Source organism: Streptomyces sp. NPDC096040, assembly GCF_040303265.1.
GTDB lineage: Bacteria > Actinomycetota > Actinomycetes > Streptomycetales > Streptomycetaceae > Streptomyces.
Genome location: NZ_JBEOTA010000002.1, coordinates 161,802 through 185,748, shown reverse-complemented (window position 1 = coordinate 185,748; position 23,947 = coordinate 161,802). Strand labels below are relative to the sequence as shown.

The window sequence follows — 23,947 nt, the reverse complement described above, 5'->3', positions numbered from 1 at the left end:
GGAGTACTGCGCCAATCGGTGCTGCGCCTGACCGTCGGTGTGGATTACAGGGTGGGTACGGGCGTGAACCGGACGGGAAGCTCGGTCAGCCCCCGCAGCCAGGGCGAGGGCCGGCGGGTGAGGGACTCGGCGGGCACGGCCAGGTCGATGTCCGGCAGCCGGTCGAGGACGACCTCGATACCGGTCCGGGCGATCACCTCGGCGACCTCCTGCGCCGGGAACGGGCAACGGTGATCGCCGTGCCCGAAGGAGAAGTGCGCGTTGTTGCCGCCGGTCAGCGCGGAGGCGTCGGTGCGCACCTGCGGATCGGAGTTGGCACCCTGCAGCCCGAGCAGCAGCAGGTCACCGGCGTGGATGCGGCGGCCGCCCAGCTGGGTGTCGCGGGACGCCCAGCGGCCGGCCACGTTCTGGGTGGGGGTGTCCTCCCACAGCACTTCGTTCATCGCCTCGGCGACGCTGTTGCGGCCGCCGAACAGGGAGGCCGCGAACCGGTCGTCGGTGAGCATCAGGCGCAGCGAGTTGCCGATCCAGTCCGCGGTCGGCTGGTGCCCGGCCGCCATCATCACCATCAGGTCCTGGGCGATCTCCTCCTCGCTGAACCCGCTCTTGTCCTGGAGCATCCGCGACACCACGTCGTCGGCCGGGTCCGCCTTCCGGTCGGCCAGCAACTGCGCCATGGAAGTGGCCAGATGGGTCTGCCCGGCGATCGCCCGCTCACGCCCGTCGATCATGTCGTTGAGCGCGGTGACCAGGCCGGGGCCCTCCTCGTCGGAGAAGCCGTACAGCTGCGCGAGCACCCGTACCGGCAGCAGCATCGCGTACTGGCCGACCAGGTCCGCCTCGCCGCTGGTGCACAGCCCGTCGATCAGCTCGTCCGCGAACCGCTCGGCGTGACCCCGCAGTTCGAAGGGGTCGACGGCCTCCAGCGCGTCGCTGATCATCCCGGCGCGCTCGCGGTGCCGCTCGCCGACGGTGTAGAGGATCGACGGCTGCTTGCGGCCGATCATCGGCAGCAGCGGCCAGTCGGCGGGGATGATGTCCCACTGGTTCCACAGGTCGGAGTCCCGGCTGAACAGCACCGGATCACCGGTCACCTGGTGCAGCTCGCGGTAGCCGAGCACCAGCCAGGCCGGCACGTCCCCGTCGAGCATGACGGGGACCACGGCGCCGTGCTCGCGCCGCATCTCCCGGTACAGACGCGCGGGTTCGGTCTGGAACCGGGGGCCGCTGAGCGGCACGGCTTCGGGGGTCACACGAACTCCTGTCGGGGCAGGTCCGCCGGTGCCGAGGGGCCGGCGTACCGGTTCTTGACGTGCTGGACCAGCGTGATCAGCACCTGCTTGCCGGACTCCCGGGACCGGGCGTCGCAGTTGACCAGCGGGATGTGCGGGTCCAGGTCCAGCGCGTGCCGGACGTCCTCGGGTGTGTGCACGGGCCCGCCGAAGTCGTTGCAGGCGACGACGAACGGGGTGCCGTGCTTCTCCAGCCGGTCGATGGCGTACCAGGAGTCGTCGATCCGCCGGGTGTCGACCAGCACGACCGCCCCGAGGGTGCCGGAGAACAGCCGGTCCCACAGGAACCAGAACCGCTCCTGGCCCGGCGCCCCGAACAGGTACAGCACATTGCGGGCGTCCAGCGTGATCCGGCCGAAGTCGAAGGCGACGGTGGTGGCGGACTTGCCGCGCACCTCGCGGATGTCGTCGATCTCCTCGCCGGCCTGGGTCATCGTCTCCTCGGTGTTGAGGGGACGTATCTCGCTGACGGAACGGACCAGGGTGGTCTTGCCGACGCCGAAGCCGCCCACGACCACGATCTTGAAACCGTTGTCGGCGGAGGCACCCAACGGGGTGCGCGCGTCAGAGGTTGCGGAGTCCAACGAGCACCTGCTCCAGGATGTCGGGGTCGGTGATGGCCGGCCGGTGGGGATGGCGGGCGCTGACCCGGCCGGCCGCCTGCAGGTCGCACAGCAGGACCTTGGTGATGCTCACGGGCAGCTTCAGCTCCGCGGCGATCTCCACCACCGCGGTCGGGAACTCGGCAAGCCGCAGGATCGCCGCGTACTCCGACTGCATGCCGGGGGCCGGCTCCGACTCGGCGACGACCAGTGTGACCAGGTCGAAGGGGCTGTCGGGTCCGGTGCTGCTGCGGCCGCCGGTGATGGTGTACAGGCGGTCGGGAGCGTCGTCCCTGCCGGGCCTGCTCATGACGTGCGGGGCTGCGCGGTCAGGTGTTCGCCGAGCTGCTCGACCAGTTCGCTCATGTTGTGCCCGACCAGCCCCGGGTCCGCGTCCTCGCTGGTCACCACGGCCAGATGAGCGCCCTCGCCGGCCTCCACGATGAACAGCACGCCCCCGTAGAACTCGGTCATCGCCGACCGCACGCCACCGCTGCCGTCGCCGAACTCGACGGACGCTCCGTGCGACAGCGACTGGATGCCGGCGGCGATCGCCGCGAGCTGGTCGGCCTGGTCGACGGAGAGCTCCGGAGTACGGCAGAGCTTCAGCCCGTCGCGGGAGAGCACCAGGGCGTGCCGCGCGCCGGGGGTGCGCTCCAGGAGGCCCTCGATGAGCCAGGTGAGCTTGTCGTCGGCGGTGGTCCTGCCGGTCATGGAGTGGTGTCGCCTTCCGGGTGCGCGTGTGGGTGGGACGTGGGATCGGGGCCGGACTCCGGGTGGGGCGCGGGGGCCGGGTCGTGCGCCGGAGTGGGGGTGTACGGGGCCGTGGCGGCGTCCGCCGCGCCCGGGACCTCGACGGAGTCCGGCGCGCGAAAGGCCTCGGCGGGGTGGTCGGGTGCTCCGCGGACCTCGGCGGAGTCGGTTGCGGCCGGGCGGACGGCCTGCCGGAAGCTGTTGAAGCGGGAGGCGCGGAGCCGGGCGTCCTCGGCGGCCGGCGCCGGCCGCGGCTCGGCCGGCTGGGGCGCCGACCGGCGCTCGGCCTCGGCGAGGGTCCGGCCGCGGCGCCGCCTGGGCAGGCCGGTGGATCCGTCCTCGTCCTCGTCGGGCTCCGCGGACTCGTGGACGGGTGTCGGATCCGGCGCGGCAGGCACCGGTTCGGGAGACTCCGGCTGCTTCGGCAGCGCGGGTTCGCCGGCGACCGGGCGGGTCAGCAGGTCCTGCGGGACCAGCATCAGCACCCCGGTGCCACCGCGGGCCGACGGCCGGAACGACACCTTCAGACCGTGCTTGCCGGCCAGCCGGCCGACCACCGCGAGGCCGAGCCGGGTGCCGGTGAGACCGCCCAGCCCGAAGGTGTCACCCGCGACCGCCCGCTCGGCGCGGCGCAGCTGGACATCGCCCATCACCAGCCCGCTGTCCTCCACGGACACGATGACCCCGGCCGGCACCTCCTCCACATAGACGTGGACCTCGGCCGTCGGGGGCGAGAAGTTGGCCGCGTTGTCGAGGAGTTCGGCGAGCGCATGCATGACACCCTCGGCCGCGTGGCCGGTGACGGCCGTCTCGCTCACCGAGTGCACCCGCACCCGGCGGTAGCCGCTGATGCGTCCCATCGCACCGCGCAGGATGGACTCCATGCTGATCGGACGCGCCCAGCGGCGGCCCGAACGCGACCCGGTCAGTACGGCGATGGAGTCGGCGATCCGGCCCGCCTGGGCCGTGCGGTGGTCGAGGTGCAGCAGGTCGGCGAGCACGTCCTCGTCGGTGTGCCGCTCCTCCATGGCCCGCAGGTCGGCGAGGGTGGCGGTGGCCAGGGCCTGCATCCGGCCGGCCGCGTTGCCTGCCGCGGCGATCGCCGCGGCCCGCTCCCGGGAGGCCTGTTCCAGCTCGGCGGCGAGCCGGGCGTTCTCCTGCCGGTACCGGTCCAGCTCCTGACTGCTGCCCTCCTGGATCCGCGCCCGCTCCTGCTCCAAGGAGGCCGAGAACTCGCTGCGCTGCTGGGCCAGTTCGTCGATCAGCCGCTGGTGCTCCTGGCGCGCCTCCTCGGTCGTGCGGGCCTGCTGCTGGAGCAGCCGGCCGATGTCCTGGCTCACCGTCTCCAGCCGGCGCCGGGCGCGCCGGGCGGCCCGCGCCGAGTGGACGGCCCAGGTCACCGCCGCGCACAGCACCAGGGCGGCCGCACTGGCCCCCAGGGCGAGGGGCGTGCGGACCGAGGCCGGCGCGGCGGTCACCGCGGCGACGACCACGAGGGCCGACACCACCGCGGTCAGCGCGAGGGTCGGAACGAGCGTACGAAGGGCAGGTCGATCGCCGGGGTGCGTGGGCGCGGTCATCGGTCCGGTCTGGTCCTCGGAGCGGGTAGGGATGTTGTTCCGGTGAAGGAGAAGTGACGCTCGGTGCTGAACTGGCCGTCACTATACGAGAGTTCGTGATCGAAACAGAACAGTTCCGCTCTCCTTGCAGGAAAGCGCTGCCACGGCAGGCGACTTGCTGTGTCCCGACTGCGAACGAACTCACGAATCGCCTCGTGTGAGCGCGTCCGCCACCACGGCGGTCGCCTCCTTCACCAGCGCCGAGTCGGCCTGGGCGGCGGCGTCGGTGTGGGTGGAGAGGACGGCGACGACGACCGGGGCACGGCCCGGGGGCCAGGCGATCGCGACATCGTTGGCGGTGCCATAGGCGCCCGTTCCGGTTTTGTCGCCGACGGTCCAGTCCGCGGGGAGCCCCGCACGGATCCGCTCCCCTCCGGTGGTGTTGGCGAGCAGCCAGCCGGTGAGCCGCCGCCGGTCCGCGCCGTCCAGGGCACCCCCGACGACCAGCCGCGCATAGCTGGTGCCGATGGCCAGGGGAGAGGTGGTGTCCGTGACCCGGCCGGGCTCCGCGGAGTTGAGCTCCGGCTCCCACCGGTCGAGCCGCGTCACCCGGTCCCCGATCGAACGGCACAGCCGCGTGACCGCCACCGGCCCGCCCAGTTGCTCCAGCAACAGGTTCGCCGCAGTGTTGTCGCTGTACGAGATCGCCGCTCCGCACAACTCCGCCACCGTCATTCCGGCGGCGAGATTCTCGGGTTTGCCCGTGATCGGCGCGCCGCCCGACTTCTGGACATCGCTCTCGTCGTAGTGGACGACCTGACTCAGCACGTCCTCGTCCAGGTCCCGCAGCACGGCGGAGACCGCGAGCGTCTTGAACACTGAGCACATCGGGAAGAGTTCGCCGGGGCGGTGGCGGACCCGGGCCCCCGAGCCGGTGTCCCAGGCGAACACCCCCAGCCGGGCCCGGTGCTCGCGCTCCAGTGCCCGGAATCTGCTCGCGGTGTCCGGAGTCGTGCGGGCGGGCAGTGCGGTTCCCAGGGCCGCGGTCAGCACAGTTCGCCGCGACGGCTGCTGCATTACCACTCCTTTACCGAGGTTTCGATGAGGGGGACGCGATCACTCCCCTGGAGGTTGCGTCGTGGGCGGGTGATAAACCCGACGCCGGTATCCAACCGGCAGTAGCTCCCGCATCGTCGCAAATGATCCGAACGTCTCTACGATGCGCGTGGAACGGCCGGGGAGCGGAGAGCCTCTTGGGGGGCGCAGGCCCGACGGCAGGGGGCCGGTATCGAGGGGGCGATGCCTTTCATGACGGGGAACGGAAGCTGGGGGACGGCGGCCGCGCGTGCGGCCCGGTTCGTGCGGCGCACGCTGCGCGACGAATGGCACAGCATCGTGGTTGAGCCGGTACGGCAGCTCGTACGGCGTGGTCTCTCCGGGATCGTGCTGGCGTTCGTGGCCGCGTTCGGTGTCATCTTCTTCCACGACATCGCCCAGCACCCCTTCGGCAGAAGGCTGGTATGGCACCTGGGCGGTGTCACCGCCGACCTTCCCCTGTGGCGGTCCCTGCTGCGCACCCCGATCTCGCTCTACGTCCCCGCGCTCGACCTCCCCGTCTGGGCCGGCATCACCCAGCTTTTCCTCGCCTTCGCCCTCGCCGAACTCAGCCTGGGCCGCGCCCGGACCCTCGCCGTCGCGTACCTCACCACCCTGGCCGGCACCATGACCGCCCGTGTGATGGTCGCGCTGGGCCCCGGGTGGTGGGGCTTCGGCCTGCCCCCGGAGGCCGGCCGGATCCTCGACACGGGGCCGTCCGCCGCAGTGGTGGGCCTGTTCACCTATCTGGCCGTGGTCCGCCGTGCGCCCGTCGTCTTCGCGCTGACCGGCGGCTCGATGGTGTGGGAGTCCATCGCCGTACCGAACCTCGCCGGCCGCGAGCACCTGATCGCCGTGGCCGCGGCGATCGTCCTCGGCCTGCTGCGCGGCCGCCGGCTCCGGGTCCCGGCCCGGCTCGCCGATCGCCTCGGCACCCGTCCGGCCCCGCCCCGGCCCGACCCGCCCGTCCACCGGCCCGACCCGCCCGTGTCCCATCCGGGCCACCGCACCAGCCCGTACCGTCGCTCCGGGTCCCCTGAGACTCCCCAACCCTCTCGGCTTCCCCGAAACCCCATAAGTCACGCGGCCGACCCGCCGAACTGCTCAACGACGTCAATGTGATGGTTTTCGCACTTCAGCCGGTCCGGGCAACCCCTAATGTTGCGCGGGCTACGGCAGGGCGCGGCTGACACCATGGTGTTTGTCGCCGGCAGGCTGAAGGGATCCAGGGATGTTCCGCAAGGTGCTGGTCGCCAACCGTGGAGAGATCGCCATCCGCGCATTCCGCGCGGGCTATGAACTGGGCGCGCGTACGGTCGCCGTGTTCCCTCATGAGGACCGCAACTCGCTGCACAGGCTGAAGGCCGACGAGGCCTACGAGATCGGGGAACCCGGCCATCCGGTACGGGCCTATCTCTCCGTCGAGGAGATCGTGGGCGCCGCCCGCCGGGCCGGGGCCGACGCCGTCTACCCGGGCTACGGCTTCCTCTCCGAGAACCCGGAACTAGCCCGCGCCTGCGAGGAGGCGGGCATCACGTTCGTCGGGCCGAGCGCCCAGACGCTGGAGTTGACCGGCAACAAGGCCCGCGCGGTCGCCGCCGCCCGCGCTGCCGGAGTACCGGTGCTCAGCTCCTCCCAGCCCTCCAACGACATCGACGAACTGGTCTGTGCCGCCGACGAGATCGGCTTCCCGGTGTTCGTGAAGGCCGTCGCCGGCGGCGGTGGCCGCGGAATGCGCCGGGTCGAGGACCCGGCCGCGCTGCGCGAGTCCATCGAACAGGCCTCCCGGGAGGCGGCCTCCGCGTTCGGCGACCCGACCGTCTTCCTGGAGAAGGCCGTCGTCGACCCGCGCCACATCGAGGTGCAGATCCTCGCCGACGGCGAGGGCAACGTCATTCACCTCTTCGAGCGCGACTGCTCGCTCCAGCGCCGCCACCAGAAGGTCATCGAGCTGGCCCCGGCGCCCAACCTCGACCCGGAGTTGCGCGACCGCATCTGCGCCGACGCCGTCCGCTTCGCCCGCGAGATCGGCTACCGCAACGCCGGCACCGTGGAGTTCCTCCTCGACCGCGCGGGCAACCACGTCTTCATCGAGATGAACCCCCGCATCCAGGTCGAGCACACGGTCACCGAGGAGGTCACCGACGTCGACCTGGTCCAGGCCCAGATGCGTATCGCCTCCGGCGAGACCCTGGCCGACCTCGGCCTGTCGCAGGACACCGTGAAGCTGCGCGGCGCCGCCCTCCAGTGCCGAATCACCACCGAGGACCCGGCCAACGGCTTCCGCCCCGACACCGGCCGTATCAGCGCCTACCGCTCTCCGGGCGGCTCCGGCATCCGGCTGGACGGCGGCACCACCCACGCGGGTACGGAGATCAGCGCGCACTTCGACTCGATGCTGGTGAAGCTCACCTGCCGGGGCCGGGACTTCAAGGCCGCCATCGGACGTGCCCGGCGTGCCGTCGCCGAGTTCCGCATCCGCGGTGTGGCCACCAACATCCCCTTCCTCCAGGCGGTCCTGGACGACCCGGACTTCCAGGCCGGGCGGATCACCACCTCGTTCATCGAGCAGCGCCCGCACCTGCTCACCGCCCGCTCCTCCGCCGACCGCGGCACCAAGCTGCTCACCTATCTGGCCGACGTCACCGTCAACAAGCCGCACGGCGAGCGCCCCCACCTGATCGAGTCGACCACCAAGCTGCCCCCGCTGCCGGCCGGAGAGCCGCCCGCGGGCTCCCGCCAGCGCCTGGTCGAGCTCGGCCCGGAGGGCTTCGCCCGCCGGCTGCGCGAGTCGCCGACCATCGGCATCACCGACACCACCTTCCGCGACGCCCACCAGTCCCTGCTCGCCACCCGGGTGCGCACGAGGGACCTCCTCGCCGTCGCCCCGGTCGTCGCCCGCACCCTGCCCGAACTGCTCTCCCTGGAGTGCTGGGGCGGCGCCACCTACGACGTCGCGCTGCGCTTCCTCGCCGAGGACCCCTGGGAGCGCCTGGCCGCCCTGCGCGAGGCCGTCCCCAACATCTGCCTCCAGATGCTGCTGCGCGGCCGCAACACCGTGGGCTACACCCCGTACCCGACCGAGGTGACCGACGCCTTCGTCCAGGAGGCCGCCGCCACCGGCATCGACATCTTCCGCATCTTCGACGCCCTCAACGACGTCGGCCAGATGCGCCCCGCCATCGAGGCCGTACGGGAGACGGGCACCGCGATCGCCGAGGTCGCCCTCTGCTACACGGCAGACCTGTCCAACCCGGACGAGCGGCTCTACACCCTCGACTACTACCTGCGGCTCGCCGAGCAGATCGTCGAGGCCGGTGCGCACATCCTCGCCGTCAAGGACATGGCGGGTCTGCTGCGCGCCCCGGCCGCCGCGAAGCTCGTCTCGGCACTGCGCCGGGAGTTCGGCCTGCCCGTCCACCTGCACACCCACGACACGGCGGGCGGCCAGCTGGCCACCTACCTGGCCGCGATCCAGGCGGGCGCGGACGCGGTGGACGGCGCGGTGGCCTCCATGGCCGGTACCACCTCGCAGCCCTCCCTGTCGGCGATCGTGGCCGCGACCGACTACTCGGAGCGTCCCACGGGGCTCGACCTGCGGTCGATCGAGGACCTGGAGCCGTACTGGGAGAGCGTCCGCAAGGTCTACGCCCCCTTCGAGGCGGGCCTCGCCTCCCCGACCGGCCGCGTCTACCACCACGAGATCCCCGGTGGCCAGCTCTCCAACCTGCGCACCCAGGCCGTCGCACTCGGCCTCGGCGACCGCTTCGAGGACATCGAGGCGATGTACGAGGCCGCCGACCGTATCCTCGGCCGGCTGGTGAAGGTCACCCCGTCCTCGAAGGTGGTCGGCGACCTCGCCCTGCACCTGGTCGGCGCCGGGGTGAGCCCGGAGGACTTCGAGGCCACGCCCGACAGGTTCGACATCCCCGACTCGGTCATCGGCTTCCTGCGCGGCGAGCTGGGCACCCCGCCCGGCGGCTGGCCCGAGCCGTTCCGCACCAAGGCCCTCCAGGGCCGCGGCGCCGCCAAGCCGGTACCGGAGCTGAGCACCGAGGACCGCGAGGGCCTCGCCAAGGACCGCCGCGCGACCCTGAACCGGCTGCTGTTCCCGGCCCCGACCCGCGAGTTCGAGACCCACCGCCAGACCTACGGCGACACCAGCGTCCTCGACAGCAAGGACTTCTTCTACGGCCTGCGCCCGGCCAAGGAGTACGCAGTCGACCTGGAGCCCGGCGTCCGGCTGCTCATCGAACTCCAGGCCATCGGCGAGGCCGACGAGCGCGGTATGCGCACGGTGATGTCCACCCTCAACGGCCAGCTGCGGCCCATCCAGATCCGCGACCGGGCGGCCGCCTCCGACATCCCGGCCACCGAGAAGGCCGACCGCGCCAACCCCGGCCATGTCGCGGCCCCCTTCGCGGGAGTCGTCACCCTCGCCGTGAACGAGGGTGCGGAGGTCGAGGCGGGCGCCACGGTCGCCACGATCGAGGCCATGAAGATGGAGGCCACCATCACCGCCCCGAAGGCCGGCCGGATCTCCCGGATCGCCATCAACCGCATCCAGCAGGTGGAGGGCGGCGACCTGCTGGTCGAGATCGCCTGAGCCTGGGCCGGGGTGAGGGGAGGGCCGGTCCGTGCCGGCCCTCCCCTCCTCGGCTACGAGCGGGCGAAGTGCGCGCGCAGATGCGCCTTCAGCAGGTTCGGGTCGCGCTGGGTGGAGTAGGCGCCGCCCGCCACGAACACATCGCGGCCGTTCACGGCCAGCGAGGTCGGGTTGGACAGGCCGTCCTGCACGGTGAGGACAGTGGCGCGGGCGCCGTCCGGGTGGACCAGGACGACCTCGTTGGACGGGTTCAGCGCGGCGAGCACGACGTCCGAGTGCCCGGGGAAGACGAAGTCGTCGACGCCGGTGAGGCCGGTCGCCCGCGTCTCGATCGTCCCTGCCGAGCCGTCGGCGCCGACCGGGATGCGCAGCAGTGTCCCGCGGTCGCTGTTGGTCACCCAGACCGCGTCCTGGTGCACCTTGATCCCGTTGGCGCCGAAGCCGGTAGCCGGGGCCGGCAGCCCCCTGAGCGTCGTGCCCGTGGCCCAGGCCGTCGGCGTGCCGCCGGTCTGCGGGATGCGCCACACCGTGCCCAGTACCGAGTCGGCGGCGTAGAGCACGCCGTGCCGCTCGTCGAGGGCGAGCCCGTTGGGCAGGCCGCCCGGGGGCAGCTGGGCGATCTGCTCGGGTGTGCCGCCGCCCGCCGGGATGCGCCAGACGCCGGTCTTGCCGGTGCCGGTGGCGTAGTTGACATACAGCGTGCCGTCGTGGGCGCGGGCCAGGCCCAGCGTGACGGCGCCGTCCATCAGGGACGTGCGGGCGTTGTTCTCGGCGGGCAGGGTCGCGAGCACCCGGACCCGGCGCTCCCGGGTGACCTTGGCGACCTGCCGGGCGAACGCGAAGGTCACGTCGACCGAGCCGCCCCGCTCGGTGACGAGGTTCTCGGGCGTCTGCCCGTTGGCCAGATCGAAGTGCGCGATGACGTGGGCGTTCGAGACGACCGGCTCGTCGCTCGCGGCCGGAGCCGCCGCGAGCAGGCCGATCATGACCGCGGCCGGGACGACGGCGGCCGGGCGGAGAAATCGGGGCATGTGACCTCTTTCGACGGGAGCGCAAGGCTCCGGCGTACCGGTCACACAAACATGACGGTTGGTCGGCCCCGGCCCGTGTCAGCCCCGGCCGGGACGTCGCCCGCCCGGCGCACGGCGTGGCCCCGCTTGCCGCGCAGCCGGGTGACGGTCCCGCTCAGTTCCACAGCGGGTAGTTCATGACCTGCGTGTATCCCTCCGGCTTGGCGCCGGCGTAGATCAGGCTCATCCGCGTGAACTGCTGCACGTTCGGATGCTTGGTCCAGGCGGTCGGGCGGTCGAGCCGTACGGTCACCTTGTACTCGCGGAAGGTGCCGGCGGCGCAGTACGGCTTGCAGTCGTTCACCGCGTTCACGCCCTGGGCCACCGCCGTGCTGTCGTTCCACTGGGTCCAGTGCATGCCGGTGAGGACGCTGTTGCCGTCGCCGCAGGCCAGGATGAAGTCGGTCGGCCGGAACCGCTGGTGCCAGAGGCAGTCGACGAGCACGGGGTGCTGGGTCGCCCGCGGCGCGGCCGGTGTCGGCGGGGTCGCGGAGGCTGTCGTCATGGCCGCCGTGAGCAGCAGGGCCGCCCCGAGTCCGATCGCCGTTCCCACCACTGGTCTGCGCATGGTCGCTCCCACCAGTTCCGCCGTGCATCTTTCTCTTCGACGCTACGACCGTCCGGGGAGATGTACCACTTGCGCCGGGTTCGCGAGCCCGTTGTCGTCGTGGCCGTCGTAGTCGGCGGTGGTGCGGGAGAAGACCTGGGTGAGCAGGCCGATGACCAGGAAGACCCAGATGAGGACCTTCGCGCCGGTGTCCAGGAGCAGCGGCCGGGTCGCGGAGCGGGCCTTCTCCGCCTTGGCGGCCGGCTGGTCGCCGAACAGCCCCTTCGGGTAGACGGGCGTCAGCATGCTGGTGTAGGCGCCGAACCGCATCCGGTAGCGGGCGACCGCGGCCGTCGCCCCGAAGACCGGCCCGGGTAGCCGCCCCAGCACGATCGCGATGATCCAGAAGATCCAGCCGATCGCGAACCAGCCGGCCGCCGCGAAGTTCACGATGATCGCGGCCGGGATCATCAGGATCAGCCGGAACAGCACCGCGAACCGGTTCAGGGTGGTGGGCCGCAGCTCGATCTGCACCGGGTGGTCCGGCGCGGTCAGGGCGAACGGCGGGTAGCGGTCCACCAGAAGCATGGAGCTGGCCGCGACCCGTGTCTCGTACGCCAGGTACATGCCGAGGAACGAGGCGATCGCGTCGGGCAGCCGGCCCAGGACGAGCGCCGCGAACCAGCCGGCCACCGTCACGAGGAACGCGGCGATGCCCAACAGGCAGACCACGATGTACTGCGGGATCAGCAGCAGCCAGCGCAGCAGCACCGTCCAGCGGCGCTGCGGCCCGGGTGCCGGGATGTCCAGGGCCGGCCGCCACTCGGCGCCGTCCGTCGTGACGGGAGGACGTGGTCCCCAGCTCTGACTCATCGGTCCTCCCGTCGTCCGGCCGCGGTGCGGACGGCATCACCATCGTGCGGCGGAACCCCGGCCCCCGCCAGGCCCGTGCGGCCGAACTCAGCCGTGTTTGACGGTCAGACCGTAGAACGCGACCCGGGCGCCGTTGGTCGTGCTGTCGGAGGACGACTGGTTGTACGAGCCCGCCTTGAAGTACTGCTTGTACGGATTGAAGGAGGACGGAATGGCGTAGTGGGTCGTAGTGCCGTTGACGGTCAGGTCGATGGTGTTCCCGCCGGAGACGGCGATGGTGTAGGTCCAGGTCTTGCCGATCGACACATGGCCCACGCTGTGCGTGGTCTGGCCGCCGGACGGGGAGTTCTCGGTGCCGAGGACGATGTCGCCGTTGGAGTGGTAGTACAGCTCCAGCAGCGGCTTGGTGGAGGAGCCGCCGGTGCCGAGGTGGATCTGGCCCACGCACACGTTCTTGGTCACCGAGACCACCCGCAGGGTCGCGCTCATCCTGTGGTTGCCGCTCAGCGACCAGTTGGCGGCGCTGCCGTCGCGGTTCATCTCGCGCAGTTCGGAGCGGGCGTAGTTGGAGTTCGGGGTCGTGACGCCCTTCTCGGGCGCCCAGAAGGTCATCGCGCCGTCGCGGGTGTCGGTGTAGAAGTACGCGTCCTGGTAGCCGCCCGCACCCTGCAGCCGGGAGGAGGGGATGGTGGTCGGTGAGCCGGGGGAGCCGACCGGCTCCTGGAGCTGCCATATGGACAGGTCGAAGTTGCCGCCGGGCGCGACGTTCGGGTCCGCAGCGCCCGCGCTGCCGCCGGTGAGCACGGTGAGGGCGAGGGCGAGGCCCGCGGCGGCCGGAGCCACGAGCAGCCGGGAACGGTTCATGTGGGGGTCCTTCCGGGAGAGGGCTGCGTCCAGAGATCAGAAGTCGTTCATACCTGTGAACCCTGGACGCATCCATAACCGTCGATGACCCGTGAAGCTAAAGGTCCGAACCAACTCCGTCAAGGGTTTCAGCAGGCGCCCTCGTCCTGCCAGGGACCCCACTCCGAGGCGCCGGGCACCTCGTTCTGGGTCCACCACTTGGCCTTCCAGTTGTGGCTGTTGTACGAGACCTCGTTGCCGACCGTGTACACCGCCGTCGAGCTCCACGCGGTCTTGCAGGAGGTGGGCGTCGGGGTCGGGGTCGGGGTGGGCGGGGGAGTGGGAGTAGTGGTCGGCGGGGTCACCCCGGCGAACTTCACCGAGTACTTGGCGAAGTCCCAGTCGCTCTGCGCCACGCTGGAGCAGGTCCCGGACGTGGTGCCGTTGTTGTCGACCGGAGTGCACTGACGGTCGCGGTTCAGGGACCAGAACGTGAAGCGGTCCATGTTGTGGCTCGTGGCGTAGTCGAGCACCGTCTGGAAGTCGGCCTGGGTGAAGTACTCGCCGGTGTCGCTGCGGCCGTTCATCCCGGAGAAGCCCTCGTGGGCATAGGCGGTCGCCTGGTCCCAGCCGAAGGTGGACTGCAGGATCGCGTTGAAGTTGGTGAGCGCGCTGGTCTGCGAGGCCGCCCCGCTGAAGCCGCCGTCGAACGGCATGATGGAGAAGTTGTTCGGCGTGAACCCCTGGGACTTCGCCTCCAGCAGCATCTGCTTGCCGAACCAGCCGGTCCCGTCCGCCGTACCGGCCGTGGTGACCGAGACGTACAGGCCCGGGTTGTTCTGCTGGAGGATCTTCGCGGCGCCGATCTCGTTCTTGATCGCCGCGGTGTTCTCGTACTCCGGCTCCTCCAGGTCGAAGTCGATCGCGTGCAGCCCGTACTTCGTGATCACCTGCTGGTAGGCCGCCGCGGTGGAGGCGGCGTCCGCGCAGGTCTGCCCCAGCTTGGTGCCGCCGTAGCCGCCTATCGAGACGGAGACGTCGCCGCCCTTCGCGCGGATGGTGTTGATGGCCGACTGGACTGCGGTGTCCGAGGAGACCGCCGCCGTACCGCCCCAGGTGGGGGAGCAGCCGCCTCCGTTGGGGGCCAGGACGAACGCCAGCTGGAAGGCCTTGAGGCCAGTGGCGTCCATGATGGCGGACGCGTTCGGCGGGTTGTTGTCCAGCGGCATCAGATAGGGAGCGGCCGCGTACCACCGGTTGCTGAGCGCGGTGGTCGCGCCCGAGGCGTCGCTCGCGATGAGCGCGGTCGTGCCGGCGGCGGCGAGGGTGACGGCGGCCGCCGCGCCCAGACATGCGCGAAGGGTTCTCACTGGTGCCTCCAGGGGGGCGGGGAGGTGGGGGTGGTGCCCCAGCTTCCAGAGGTGTCGCGAGCACGTCAATAGATTGGACTGGACCAAAGCGCACTTTGGACTAGACCATACGGGTTCTTTACCCGGAGCGCCCGAGGAGTGTCGGCCGCCCGAACCGCACCTTCACACCGGGGGACCAGAGCACGCTGACCGGCGGCCCGGCAGGTGCGGGCAGGCCCGCCGCCTCCACCAACTCGTCATCAAGATCCAGGAGTTCGGCCCGGTGGAGCGGCCATGGCGCATGCTCGTTCGGCAGGTGTGCGGTGCGCCCGTGCCAGGTGACGTGCAGCCCCCAGCGCGCGGTCAGGAAGTGCTCCAGCGGCGACGGCGCGGTGATCGGCGGACCGATCCGTACGACCGCCCGGCTGCCGGCGGCCGGGCTTCGCCGCCGGCAGGTGTAGGAGATCACCTCGCCGTCGCGGCGCAGCCGCATCGCGGACCAGAGGTACGGCAGACGGACCCCGAGCCGGCCCGCCAGTACCGGGAGCAGCCGGGCCGCGTCCAACGACCTGAAGACCACCCCGCGCCGGCCCTGCCCGTCCACCGAGTACAGCCGAACGTTCGTCTCACAGAAGGTCCCCAGATACGGCAGCCCGGGCCCCGGGCCCAGACCGACGCCCCGCATCAGGAACGGGACGAGGCCGACGTAGCTGACCCCGTCCAGCGTGTCCGGCCGGGTGCCGGCGGGCAGCAGTCCCGCCACCCGCTCCGGCTCCACCGGCCAGTGCAGGAAGGTGAGTTCGTGCCAGCCCTGCACCAGGGTCGGCCGCCGCACGGGCCGTGGGGTGGACGGCGTGATCGGCTCCGGTTCCATGGACAAGGTCTAGCACGCCAGTGCGAGGCGAGGGTGGTGAGGGAAATGGCCGAGGTGGCGGCGACCTGACGGAAAGGACCGGGAAAGTCCGAGTCACACCACCCCCAGCCCGCCCCGACAGTGGCACTCTTGACAGCGTGCGTACTGTTTCGCGACGTTTGAGCGACACCTCCGGACCGGCGACCCGGTCGCCGGCCGCGGACGGCAGGTGTACGGCGGGAAACAGGAGCTGTTCTCAGCAACGGCAGAACGCGGAAATCCGCGTTATGGGGGGAGGGGTCGCCCATGCGATCCAGAGGTCAGTGCAGAGGTCCGTCCGGCAGTCGGTCCCGGAGTCATGCGCCACACACCTCGTCAACCGAAGGGCGGTTGATCTGAGGTGGACATCACGATCCACAGACCCGGCGAGCTGACCCAGTCGCTCCGCCGGGCCTGGCACCACGCGATGGACGAGTCACCGGAGTACGCCAATCCCTTTCTGGCCCCGGAGTTCACGATCGGCGTCGGCAGACACCGCGGGGGCGTAAGGGTGGCGGTCCTTCGCGACGCCGGAGAACCCGTCGGCTTCTTCCCGTACGAGCGCAACGCCCTCGGCGTGGGCCGGGCCATCGGCCTCGGCCTCTCCGACTGCCAGGCACTGGTACACCGGCCCGGAGTCACCTGGGACGCCCAGGAGCTGCTGAGCGCGTGCGGGATGTCCATCTTCGAGTTCGACCATCTGGTCGCCGAGCAGAGGCCGTTCGCCGGTCATGTCACCGGCACCTTCGCGTCACCGGTGATCGACGTCAAACCCGGCGACGGCGGCTACCCCGAGTGGCTGCGCGCCACCTATCCCGGCCTGGCGAAGACCACGCTGAAGAAGGAACGGCGCCTCGGCCGCGACATCGGCGACCTGCGCTTCGAGTTCGACGAGCGCGACCCGGCGGCCCTGCGCACCCTGATGCGCTGGAAGTCCGCCCAGTACCGGCGGACCGGACGCATGGACCGCTTCGCCCGCCCCTGGATCGTCGACCTCGTGGACCATCTCTTCCACGTCCGCGAGGAGCACTTCACCGGCGTGCTGTCCGTGCTCTACGCGGGCGACCGCCCGGTGGCCGCGCACTTCGGGCCGCGGTCGGGCACCGTACTCGCCGCCTGGTTCACCGCCTACGACCCCGAACTGCACTACTACTCGCCCGGGTTGATGATGCATCTGCGCACCGCCGAAGGCGCGGCGCGCGGCGGTGTGACCCTCGTCGACCTCGGGCGCGGCGACAAGGAGTACAAGGACTGGCTCAAGACCCGCGAACTTCGGGTGGGCGAGGGATTCGTCACCCGCACCCACCCGGTGGCCGCGGCGCACCGCCTGTGGCGCCGCCCGGTCCGCGGGCTGCGCAACACCGTCCTCGCCCACCCCCGCCTGCGCGACCCGGCGGACCGGCTGCTCAAGACGGTCGGCACCCTGCGCGCCTCACGCCGCGCCGACGGGCTGCGCAAGGGGTGAAACCCACCGTCCTGACCACGAGCCCGCCCCGCCCGCCGGTCCGTCCCGTGGTCAGGACGCACTATGATCCTGTAAGGGTGAAATCCAGGGGTTTGCCCTGGAAGGCTGCCGCCACGGCCGGAGTGATCCATGCGCCGTAAGCACTCCATGGACGACGACGAGCTGCTGGTCAGACTGAGGTCGCTCACCGCCCAGGCACGCGAGCGGGCGGAGTACCAGCGCTCGCAGGTCGAGCCGGCCATCGCCCTCCAGCGCGGCATGCTGCCCCGGGACCCGCCCGGCGCCCCCCGCTTCCATCTGGCCGTCCGGTACGCGCCCGCCTGCTACGGGCTCAAAGTGGGCGATGACTGGTACGACGTCTTCGCGCTGCGCGAGGCCGTGTAGGCCTGTCCATAGGTGACGTCCAGGGCCACGACATCGAGGCGGCCGCCTTCATGGGCCAGGTCAGGGCGGGGCTGCGGGCGCTGGCCTCGGTGACCGGCGAGCCGGGCGCACTGCTCGCCCGGGCCAACGACCTGCTGGTCTCCCTGGGCAACGACCTCTTCGTCACCTGCACGTTCATGCGGCTCGACCCGGAGACCGGTGTCCTGGAGAGCGCCCGGGCCGGCCATATCCCGTTCGTCTGGGCCACCGCCGACGGAAAGTCCGGGGTCGGCGAGGACGAGGGTTCCGGCTCATGGGGAGCATGCCATGCGCCCTGTTCACGTCGGTCGTGGCCACGATGGCCGCGACGGATCACGCCGGTGCCTTCGCCGGCCTGACGCGTGTCGAGGTGATGCTGAAACTGCAGTCCTTCAGCGGCTCCATGGCGCTGACCGCGCTGCTGCTCTCGGCCTTGATCACCGAGCAGCGCAACACCCGGCTCTCTGTCGAGGAGGCCTGCCAGGAACTGGCCGAGGCCCTGGAACACCTCACCGCACATGATGCCCCGGCGGGCGCTCCCCGCCGGAGGCGGAGGAACCGCGGCCCGAACGAGACGAACGGTGACCGGGCGGTCGCCCGGTCACCGTTCGCATGCGGGGGTCCGTGGTCAGACGGTGCCGCTGGCCGTGATCTCGATCTTGGCCTTCGGCGCACCGCTGCGGGTGCCGTAGCCCTCGATCTTGTCGACGATGTCCGAGCCCTCGACGACCTCACCGAAGACCACGTGCTTGCCGTCCAGCCACGGCGTCAGCACGGTGGTGACGAAGAACTGCGAGCCGTTGGTGTTCGGGCCGGCGTTGGCCATGCTCAGCAGGTACTTGCGGTCGTGCTTGCGCTGGAAGTTCTCGTCCGCGAACTTCTCGCCGTAGATGCTCTTGCCGCCGGTGCCGTCACCGCGGGTGAAGTCACCGCCCTGGAGCATGAACTCGGGGATGACCCGGTGGAAACCCGAACCGGCGTAGCCGAAGCCGTTCTGTCCGGTGGCGAGCTCACGGAAGTTGCGGGCCGTCTTCGGTACGACGTCGTCGAACAGGTTGAACACGATCCGGCCGGCCGGCTCGTTGTTGATCGAAATGTCGAAGTAAACGTTGTCGCTCATGCAGGTCAACCTATCGCGAACCGTCCCGCGGTCCCTCCCACGGGGCCGGAAATCCGGGGTGTCGGGTCACCGGAGCCGCTCAGGCGCCCGTGAGCGTCCGCAGGAGTGCCCGGCCGGCCGGCCAGTCGCCGAGACCGCTCGCGGAGTTGAGGTGCCCGTGCGCGCCCACGGAATGCCAGGGTGCCCGCCAGCCGGAGGCCAGCGCGGCGGCGGCCGTGGCGTCGCCGTACGGGTCGTCGTCGCTCGCCACCACCAGGGCGGGGCACGGTAGCGGGCGGGCGGACAGCTCAACGAACGTCGGCGCGGCCGCACCCGGGAACATCGGTCCCCGCGGATCGGGCGGCGCGGCCAGGAAGGCCAAGACCCCCTCGGGCCGCGCCGCCCCGAGCCACTCGGCGGCCGCCCAGCAGCCGAGGCTGTGCGCCACCAGCGCCACCCGGCTGTCCCGCGCCGCCGCACTGTCGTAGGCGGCCTGCACCGCGGCCACCCACTGAGGCAGGTCGGGCCGGGTCCATGAGCCGGGGGCGATCCGCACCGCCGACTCGCCCCACTCCGCCTCCCACCGGCTCTGCCAGTGCTTGTCGTCCGATCCGTCGATCCCGGGGATGATGACGTACGCGACCATCGCCGACCGCCCCTTCCGTCGTGGCCCGGCCCTTCCCGGGCCCACCCTGAGGGCGATTGTGGAGGAACCAGTGGCGTCGAGTCGGCGGTGCAAGTGATCCAGAGGAAAGAGGGGACGACGACGATGGATTCACTCGACGACATCGACCGCGCCGTCCTGGAGCTGCTCCAGACCGACGGCCGGCTCATCGGGGCCGAGGTCGGACGGCGGGTCGGGCTCTCCCAGCCCGCGGCGGGCGCCCGGATCCAGCGGCTGGAGAAGAGCGGTGTCATCACCGGCTACCGAGCCGTCGTCGCCCCCGCCGCGCTCGGCCTGAACATCCACGCCGTCGTCAGGCAGCGCACCACCCACGCACAGCTGCGCCAGGCGCTCGCGCTCGCCACCGGGATCCCGGAGGTCGTCTCGACGCTCCGGGTGCCCGGCGAGGACTGCCTGCTCTTCGACGTGCACTGCACACACGCCGAACGTCTCGAAGAAGTCGTGGACTCCCTCGCCCGCTACGGCCCGGTCACCACATCCCTCGTACTACGCGGTCATCCGCCCAAGCCCCTGCCCACCAGTTCTCAGTACCGCTTGCCCAGCCGCTCCAGCACGGCCTGGGCCATGGCCGCCTCCCCCTTGGCGTTGGGGTGGGCCGGGGCCGCCGGTGAGGTCGGCTGGAGGGGCTCGATCCAGCGGTCGGCGGGCGCCTTGCACATGTCGTGGCCGATGGTCGGACCGTAGGTGTCCACGTACCGGGCGCCGTTCCAGGCGGCGACCATGCGCAGCATGAGGTTCAGCCGTTTCCCCACGTCCCGCAGGTAGGGGAAGTCCTTGGCGGCGAACGGCACCGTCGGATAGCAGCCGCTGCCGTCGTCGGGCAGCAGGTCGGGGTAGCCGACGACCAGGATCTGGGCGTGCGGGGCCCGGTCATGGACGGCCCGCAGCACCTTGTCGACCTTGGGCGCGGACTGCGCGATGTTGAGCGTCAACTGGTCGGTGCCGGAGGCGTTGTAGTACCGCTGGCAGGGGTTGCCCGTCAGATCCGTGGCACCGAGGGTCGCGCAGGTGCCGATGATGGGGCCGAACCCGACGTCGTTGCCGCCGATCTGGACCGTCACCAGATCGGTGTCCCGCCGAAGGGCGTCGAGCTGAGGGCCGTTGGTGCCCTGCGCCTTCCACATCTCCGCGGTCGTCGCACCGCCACAGCTCACGTCCTTGAACGCGCTGACGTGCCGCGCCGCCGCCACCAGCGAGGGGTAGTTGTGGTCGGAGCGGGCGCAGTTCGCGTCGACCTGCGTCGGGATGCCGGGGCCCGAGGTGTAGGAGTCGCCGAGCGCCACATAGCTCGTGCCACGGTCGTGGCCGCCGTGGTGTCCGCCGCCGTGGGCCGCGGCCGGTGTCGTGGACGCGGCCACCAGGGCGCAGCCGCCCAGCGCCGCCGCCACGGTGGCCTTCCGCCGGTGCCGTCTCGCCGAACCGTCGGACGGGGTGCCGTACGCCATGGAGATCCCCCCTGGAACCAGGACGCGCACGGAACCGGTCCCGACGGGCGGCCCGCACGCGTGTGTCGGGGGTCTGTATACCGCCCGGTAGGAGTCCGTAGCCAGAGGCTGGACGCAATGAACTGGATCGAGTAACTCGCCTGGCCCACACGGGGATCGGGTCCGGACGGCGGCCGGGTGTCACCCTCCGCGATTGAAATGGGAAACCGATCGGTTTACGATGGGCACAGTCGTCGGAACCGATCGGTTTCCGGGCTCTGTCCCATGTCTGGAGTGTGAGTGTCATGACCGCGATCAAGGACTCCGTCGTCCTCGTCACCGGAGGCAGCCGGGGTATCGGAAAGGCGCTGGTGGAAGAGCTGTACGCACGCGGTGCCGGCAAGGTCTACGCCACCGCTCGCGACCCGCGCACCGTCACCCACCCTGACGCGGTGGCGCTGGCGCTGGAGGTGACCGACCCCGACTCCGTGGCCGCGGTCGCCGAACAGGCCCAGGACGTCACCCTCCTGGTCAACAACGCGGGGGTGGCCACCGGAACCCGCTTCCTGACCTCCTCGCTCGACGACATCCGCCGCGAGTTCGAGATCAACTTCTACGGACCGCTGCTGCTCACCCGCGCCTTCGTCCCGGTCATCGAGCGCAACGGCGGCGGCCACATCCTGAACGTCCACTCGGTGCTCTCCTGGGTCGCCGAAGGCGGTGCCTACAGCGCCTCCAAGTCGGCCCTCTGGTCGCAGACCAACAGCCTGCGCCTGGCGCTCCAGCCGCGTGGCATCGGCGTCACGGGCCTGCACATGGGCTATGTCGACACCGACATGGCGGCCCAGGCCGACGGCCCGAAGGCGAAGCCGCAGGACATCGCCGCGGCCGCTCTCGACGGTGTCGAGTCGGACGCCTACGAGGTACTCGCCGACGACATCACCCGCTGGGCCAAGGGTGCCCTGTCCGGCGACCTCGCCGCCATGTACCAGCAACTCGCCCAGTGACCTGGGCCCCCTGTTGGGGCCTGCCTGCCCGGCGGATCATGCCAGGCGTCGTTGATTCCTGCGACCTGGTCCGCCGGGCAGCAACCTGGGCCGCCGACCTCCCTCCGTCCGGTCGCGGAGGGGTGGCCGTTGAAATTTCCGGTGCCGAAGGGTTGTCGGGAAGTTGCCTCATCACTTAAATCAAAACCTGAACTAAGCCACGGGGTACGCCGTTTGCGCGTGCCCCGAGCATCACTTCAGGGAGCCGCTGATGAGACTGAGATCCCTGGGCGTAGCGCTCGCCGCCATGGCGGCGCTGCTCGCCCTGCCCACCGTGCACGCGCCGGCGGCCCAGGCCGCCGACACCCCGTTGTCCCAGGGGAAGACGGCCACCGCCTCCTCCGAGGAGAACGGCGGGACCGCCGCGGGGAACGCGGTCGACGGCAACACCGGCACCCGCTGGTCGTCCGCCTTCACCGACGACCAGTGGCTCCAGGTCGACCTCGGCGCCACCGCCCAGGTCAGCCAGGTGGTCCTCAACTGGGAGACCGCCTACGGCAAGGACTACAAGGTTCAGATCTCCGCGAACGGCACCAGCTGGACCGACCTCAAGTCGGTCACCGGCGGAGACGGCGGCACCGACACGCTCGACGTGTCCGGGCAGGGCCGTTACGTCCGGATGCAGGGGGTGCACCGCGCCACCCAGTACGGCTACTCGCTCTGGGAGTTCCAGGTCCACGGGAGCACCACCGGCACGCCTCCCATCCAGGGCGGCGGCGACCTCGGTCCGAACGTGATCGTCGTCGACCCGTCCACGCCGAACCTCCAGCAGAAGTTCGACTCCGTCTTCGCCCAGCAGGAGTCGGCCCAGTTCGGTACCGGCCGCTACCAGTTCCTGCTCAAGCCGGGCACCTACAACGGCATCAACGCCCAGATCGGCTTCTACACCTCGATCTCCGGCCTCGGCCTCAACCCCGACGACACGCAGATCAACGGCGATGTCACGGTCGACGCCGGCTGGTTCAACGGCAACGCCACGCAGAACTTCTGGCGTTCGGCGGAGAACCTCGCCATCACGCCGTCGAACGGGACGGACCGCTGGGCCGTGGCTCAGGCGGCCCCCTTCCGTCGTATCCACGTCAAGGGCGGTCTCAACCTCGCCCCCAACGGCTACGGCTGGGCCTCCGGCGGTTACATCGCCGACTCGAAGATCGACGGCACGGTCGGCCCGTACTCCCAGCAGCAGTGGTACACCAGGGACAGCTCGGTCGGCGGCTGGACCAACGGCGTCTGGAACATGACCTTCTCCGGCGTCCAGGGCGCGCCCGCGACCAACTTCGACTCCGGCCCGTACACCACGCTCGACACCACCCCCGTCTCGCGTGAGAAGCCGTTCCTGTACCTGGACGGCAGCGCCTACAAGGTCTTCGTCCCGGCCAAGCGCACCAACGCCCGGGGCGTCTCCTGGCCGGCGAACGCGGGTACGTCGCTCCCGCTGGACCAGTTCTACGTCGTCAAGCCCGGCGCCACCGCGGCCACCATCAACGCGGCCCTCGCCCAGGGCCTCAACCTCCTCTTCACGCCGGGCATCTACCACCTCGACCAGACCATCAACGTCAACCGCGCCAACACCGTGGTCCTCGGCCTCGGTCTCGCCACCCTGGTCCCGGACAACGGCGTCGACGCCATGCATGTCGCCGACGTCGACGGCGTGAAGCTCGCCGGGTTCCTCATCGACGCGGGCAGCGTCAACTCCGACACCCTGCTGCGTATCGGCGCCCCCGGATCCACCGCCGACCACTCCGCCAACCCCACCACCATGCAGGACGTGTTCGTGCGCATCGGCGGCGCCGGACCCGGCCTCGCCACCAACTCCGTCGTGGTCAACAGCAACAACGTGATCATCGACCACACCTGGCTCTGGCGCGCCGACCACGGCAGCGGAGTCGGCTGGGACACCAACCGCGCCGACTACGGCCTCCGGGTCAACGGCAACGACGTCCTGGCCACCGGCCTGTTCGTCGAGCACTTCAACAAGTACGACGTCTACTGGAACGGAGAGAGAGGGCGCACGATCTTCTTCCAGAACGAGAAGGCCTATGACGCCCCGAACGCCGCCGCCATCACCCACGACGGCGTCGTCGGCTACGCGGCCTACAAGGTCGCCGACACCGTGACCACCCATGAGGCATGGGGGCTGGGCAGCTACTGCAACTACACGGCCGATCCCACGATCGTGCAGTCCAACGGCTTCCAGGTGCCGACCGGCTCGGGCATCAAGATGCACGACCTGCTGGTGATCTCCCTCGGCGGCATGGGTCAGTACGCCCACGTCGTCAACACCACGGGAGCACCCACCTCGGGGACCAGCACCGTGCCCTCCAAGGTGACGCAGTTCCCGTAGC

General features: G+C 70.8%; 20 protein-coding genes and 3 pseudogenes. 8 read left to right on the top strand and 15 right to left on the bottom strand.

Annotated features, from left to right (window positions below; translation table 11 throughout):
- Positions 1-44: 44 nt before the first annotated feature.
- The 6 genes from ABTY98_RS02680 to bla all read right to left on the bottom strand — a co-directional run bounded on the left by ABTY98_RS02680 (position 45) and on the right by bla (position 5,283).
- Entirely contained in the window at positions 45-1,253 is a 1,209-nt protein-coding gene (locus tag ABTY98_RS02680; protein ID WP_352219038.1) for a cytochrome P450, read from the bottom strand.
- Positions 1,250-1,876, bottom strand: a complete 627-nt coding sequence (locus ABTY98_RS02675; protein WP_471501596.1) for a GTP-binding protein — start codon at positions 1,874-1,876, stop codon at positions 1,250-1,252. Before ABTY98_RS02675 ends, ABTY98_RS02680 begins: the two co-directional genes overlap by 4 nt.
- Positions 1,857-2,204: a DUF742 domain-containing protein gene (locus ABTY98_RS02670; protein ID WP_352219037.1), complete on the bottom strand. Its 348-nt coding sequence runs from the start codon at positions 2,202-2,204 to the stop codon at positions 1,857-1,859. Before ABTY98_RS02670 ends, ABTY98_RS02675 begins: the two co-directional genes overlap by 20 nt.
- Entirely contained in the window at positions 2,201-2,608 is a 408-nt protein-coding gene (locus ABTY98_RS02665; protein ID WP_123979438.1) for a roadblock/LC7 domain-containing protein, read from the bottom strand. The genes ABTY98_RS02670 and ABTY98_RS02665 overlap by 4 nt, the downstream gene beginning before the upstream one ends.
- Positions 2,605-4,227 carry a sensor histidine kinase gene (locus ABTY98_RS02660; RefSeq protein WP_352219036.1) on the bottom strand — a complete coding sequence of 541 codons (1,623 nt, stop codon included), beginning with the start codon at positions 4,225-4,227 and terminating at the stop codon, positions 2,605-2,607. Before ABTY98_RS02660 ends, ABTY98_RS02665 begins: the two co-directional genes overlap by 4 nt.
- Positions 4,228-4,407: 180 nt before the next feature.
- On the bottom strand, positions 4,408-5,283 hold the full coding sequence (bla, locus tag ABTY98_RS02655) for a class A beta-lactamase (RefSeq protein ID WP_352219035.1): 876 nt from the start codon (positions 5,281-5,283) through the stop codon (positions 4,408-4,410).
- 231 nt (positions 5,284-5,514) lie between these two features.
- Between bla and ABTY98_RS02650 the strand changes: the two genes are divergently transcribed.
- The gene (locus tag ABTY98_RS02650) at positions 5,515-6,423 is read left to right on the top strand and encodes a hypothetical protein (RefSeq protein WP_352219034.1); all 909 of its coding nucleotides are present in this window, start codon (positions 5,515-5,517) and stop codon (positions 6,421-6,423) included.
- Positions 6,424-6,532: 109 nt separating this feature from the next.
- Positions 6,533-9,907, top strand: coding sequence for a pyruvate carboxylase (locus ABTY98_RS02645; protein WP_352219033.1), 3,375 nt, complete (start codon positions 6,533-6,535; stop codon positions 9,905-9,907).
- A 53-nt stretch (positions 9,908-9,960) separates the two neighbouring features.
- On the opposite strand, the gene ABTY98_RS02640 is transcribed toward ABTY98_RS02645, so the two are convergent.
- The 6 genes from ABTY98_RS02640 to ABTY98_RS02615 all read right to left on the bottom strand — a co-directional run bounded on the left by ABTY98_RS02640 (position 9,961) and on the right by ABTY98_RS02615 (position 15,463).
- Entirely contained in the window at positions 9,961-10,938 is a 978-nt protein-coding gene (locus ABTY98_RS02640) for an SMP-30/gluconolactonase/LRE family protein (RefSeq protein ID WP_352219032.1), read from the bottom strand.
- Between the two features lie 154 nt (positions 10,939-11,092).
- Positions 11,093-11,545 carry a hypothetical protein gene (locus ABTY98_RS02635; RefSeq protein ID WP_352219031.1) on the bottom strand — a complete coding sequence of 151 codons (453 nt, stop codon included), beginning with the start codon at positions 11,543-11,545 and terminating at the stop codon, positions 11,093-11,095.
- 42 nt (positions 11,546-11,587) lie between these two features.
- Positions 11,588-12,397 carry a DUF4389 domain-containing protein gene (locus tag ABTY98_RS02630; RefSeq protein WP_352219030.1) on the bottom strand — a complete coding sequence of 270 codons (810 nt, stop codon included), beginning with the start codon at positions 12,395-12,397 and terminating at the stop codon, positions 11,588-11,590.
- An 87-nt stretch (positions 12,398-12,484) separates the two neighbouring features.
- A complete protein-coding gene (locus tag ABTY98_RS02625) occupies positions 12,485-13,261 on the bottom strand; it encodes a polysaccharide lyase family 7 protein (RefSeq protein WP_352219029.1) in 777 nt (258 codons plus the stop codon).
- Positions 13,262-13,389: 128 nt separating this feature from the next.
- The gene (locus tag ABTY98_RS02620) at positions 13,390-14,610 is read right to left on the bottom strand and encodes a carbohydrate-binding protein (RefSeq protein WP_352219028.1); all 1,221 of its coding nucleotides are present in this window, start codon (positions 14,608-14,610) and stop codon (positions 13,390-13,392) included.
- A gap of 118 nt (positions 14,611-14,728) precedes the next feature.
- The gene (locus ABTY98_RS02615; protein WP_352219027.1) at positions 14,729-15,463 is read right to left on the bottom strand and encodes a YqjF family protein; all 735 of its coding nucleotides are present in this window, start codon (positions 15,461-15,463) and stop codon (positions 14,729-14,731) included.
- Between the two features lie 379 nt (positions 15,464-15,842).
- On the opposite strand from ABTY98_RS02615, the gene ABTY98_RS02610 reads away from it, so the two are divergent.
- The 3 genes and pseudogenes from ABTY98_RS02610 to ABTY98_RS02600 form a co-directional block, all read left to right on the top strand.
- On the top strand, positions 15,843-16,946 hold the full coding sequence (locus ABTY98_RS02610; protein WP_352219026.1) for a GNAT family N-acetyltransferase: 1,104 nt from the start codon (positions 15,843-15,845) through the stop codon (positions 16,944-16,946).
- Positions 16,947-17,075: 129 nt separating this feature from the next.
- Positions 17,076-17,629, top strand: a pseudogene (locus tag ABTY98_RS02605) (PP2C family protein-serine/threonine phosphatase); the annotation flags it as partial.
- Positions 17,614-17,892: pseudogene (locus tag ABTY98_RS02600) on the top strand (MASE1 domain-containing protein); the annotation flags it as partial. The pseudogenes ABTY98_RS02605 and ABTY98_RS02600, both read left to right, overlap by 16 nt.
- An 84-nt stretch (positions 17,893-17,976) precedes the next feature.
- Here the strand turns inward: ABTY98_RS02600 and ABTY98_RS02595 are convergent.
- Together ABTY98_RS02595 and ABTY98_RS02590 are read right to left on the bottom strand one after the other, a co-directional pair.
- Positions 17,977-18,468, bottom strand: a complete 492-nt coding sequence (locus ABTY98_RS02595; RefSeq protein ID WP_352219025.1) for a peptidylprolyl isomerase — start codon at positions 18,466-18,468, stop codon at positions 17,977-17,979.
- Between the two features lie 79 nt (positions 18,469-18,547).
- Complete coding sequence (locus ABTY98_RS02590; RefSeq protein WP_352219024.1) at positions 18,548-19,093, bottom strand: RBBP9/YdeN family alpha/beta hydrolase; 546 nt, start codon at positions 19,091-19,093, stop codon at positions 18,548-18,550.
- Positions 19,094-19,216: 123 nt separating this feature from the next.
- Between ABTY98_RS02590 and ABTY98_RS02585 the strand changes: the two are divergent.
- Positions 19,217-19,357: pseudogene (locus ABTY98_RS02585) on the top strand (AsnC family transcriptional regulator); the annotation flags it as partial.
- A gap of 299 nt (positions 19,358-19,656) precedes the next feature.
- Here ABTY98_RS02585 and ABTY98_RS02580 read toward each other — a convergent pair.
- The gene (locus tag ABTY98_RS02580) at positions 19,657-20,577 is read right to left on the bottom strand and encodes an SGNH/GDSL hydrolase family protein (RefSeq protein WP_352219023.1); all 921 of its coding nucleotides are present in this window, start codon (positions 20,575-20,577) and stop codon (positions 19,657-19,659) included.
- Between the two features lie 284 nt (positions 20,578-20,861).
- On the opposite strand from ABTY98_RS02580, the gene ABTY98_RS02575 reads away from it, so the two are divergent.
- The gene (locus ABTY98_RS02575; protein WP_352219022.1) at positions 20,862-21,563 is read left to right on the top strand and encodes an SDR family oxidoreductase; all 702 of its coding nucleotides are present in this window, start codon (positions 20,862-20,864) and stop codon (positions 21,561-21,563) included.
- A gap of 250 nt (positions 21,564-21,813) precedes the next feature.
- The gene (locus ABTY98_RS02570; RefSeq protein WP_352219021.1) at positions 21,814-23,946 is read left to right on the top strand and encodes a pectate lyase-like domain-containing protein; all 2,133 of its coding nucleotides are present in this window, start codon (positions 21,814-21,816) and stop codon (positions 23,944-23,946) included.
- Position 23,947: the final 1 nt, after the last annotated feature.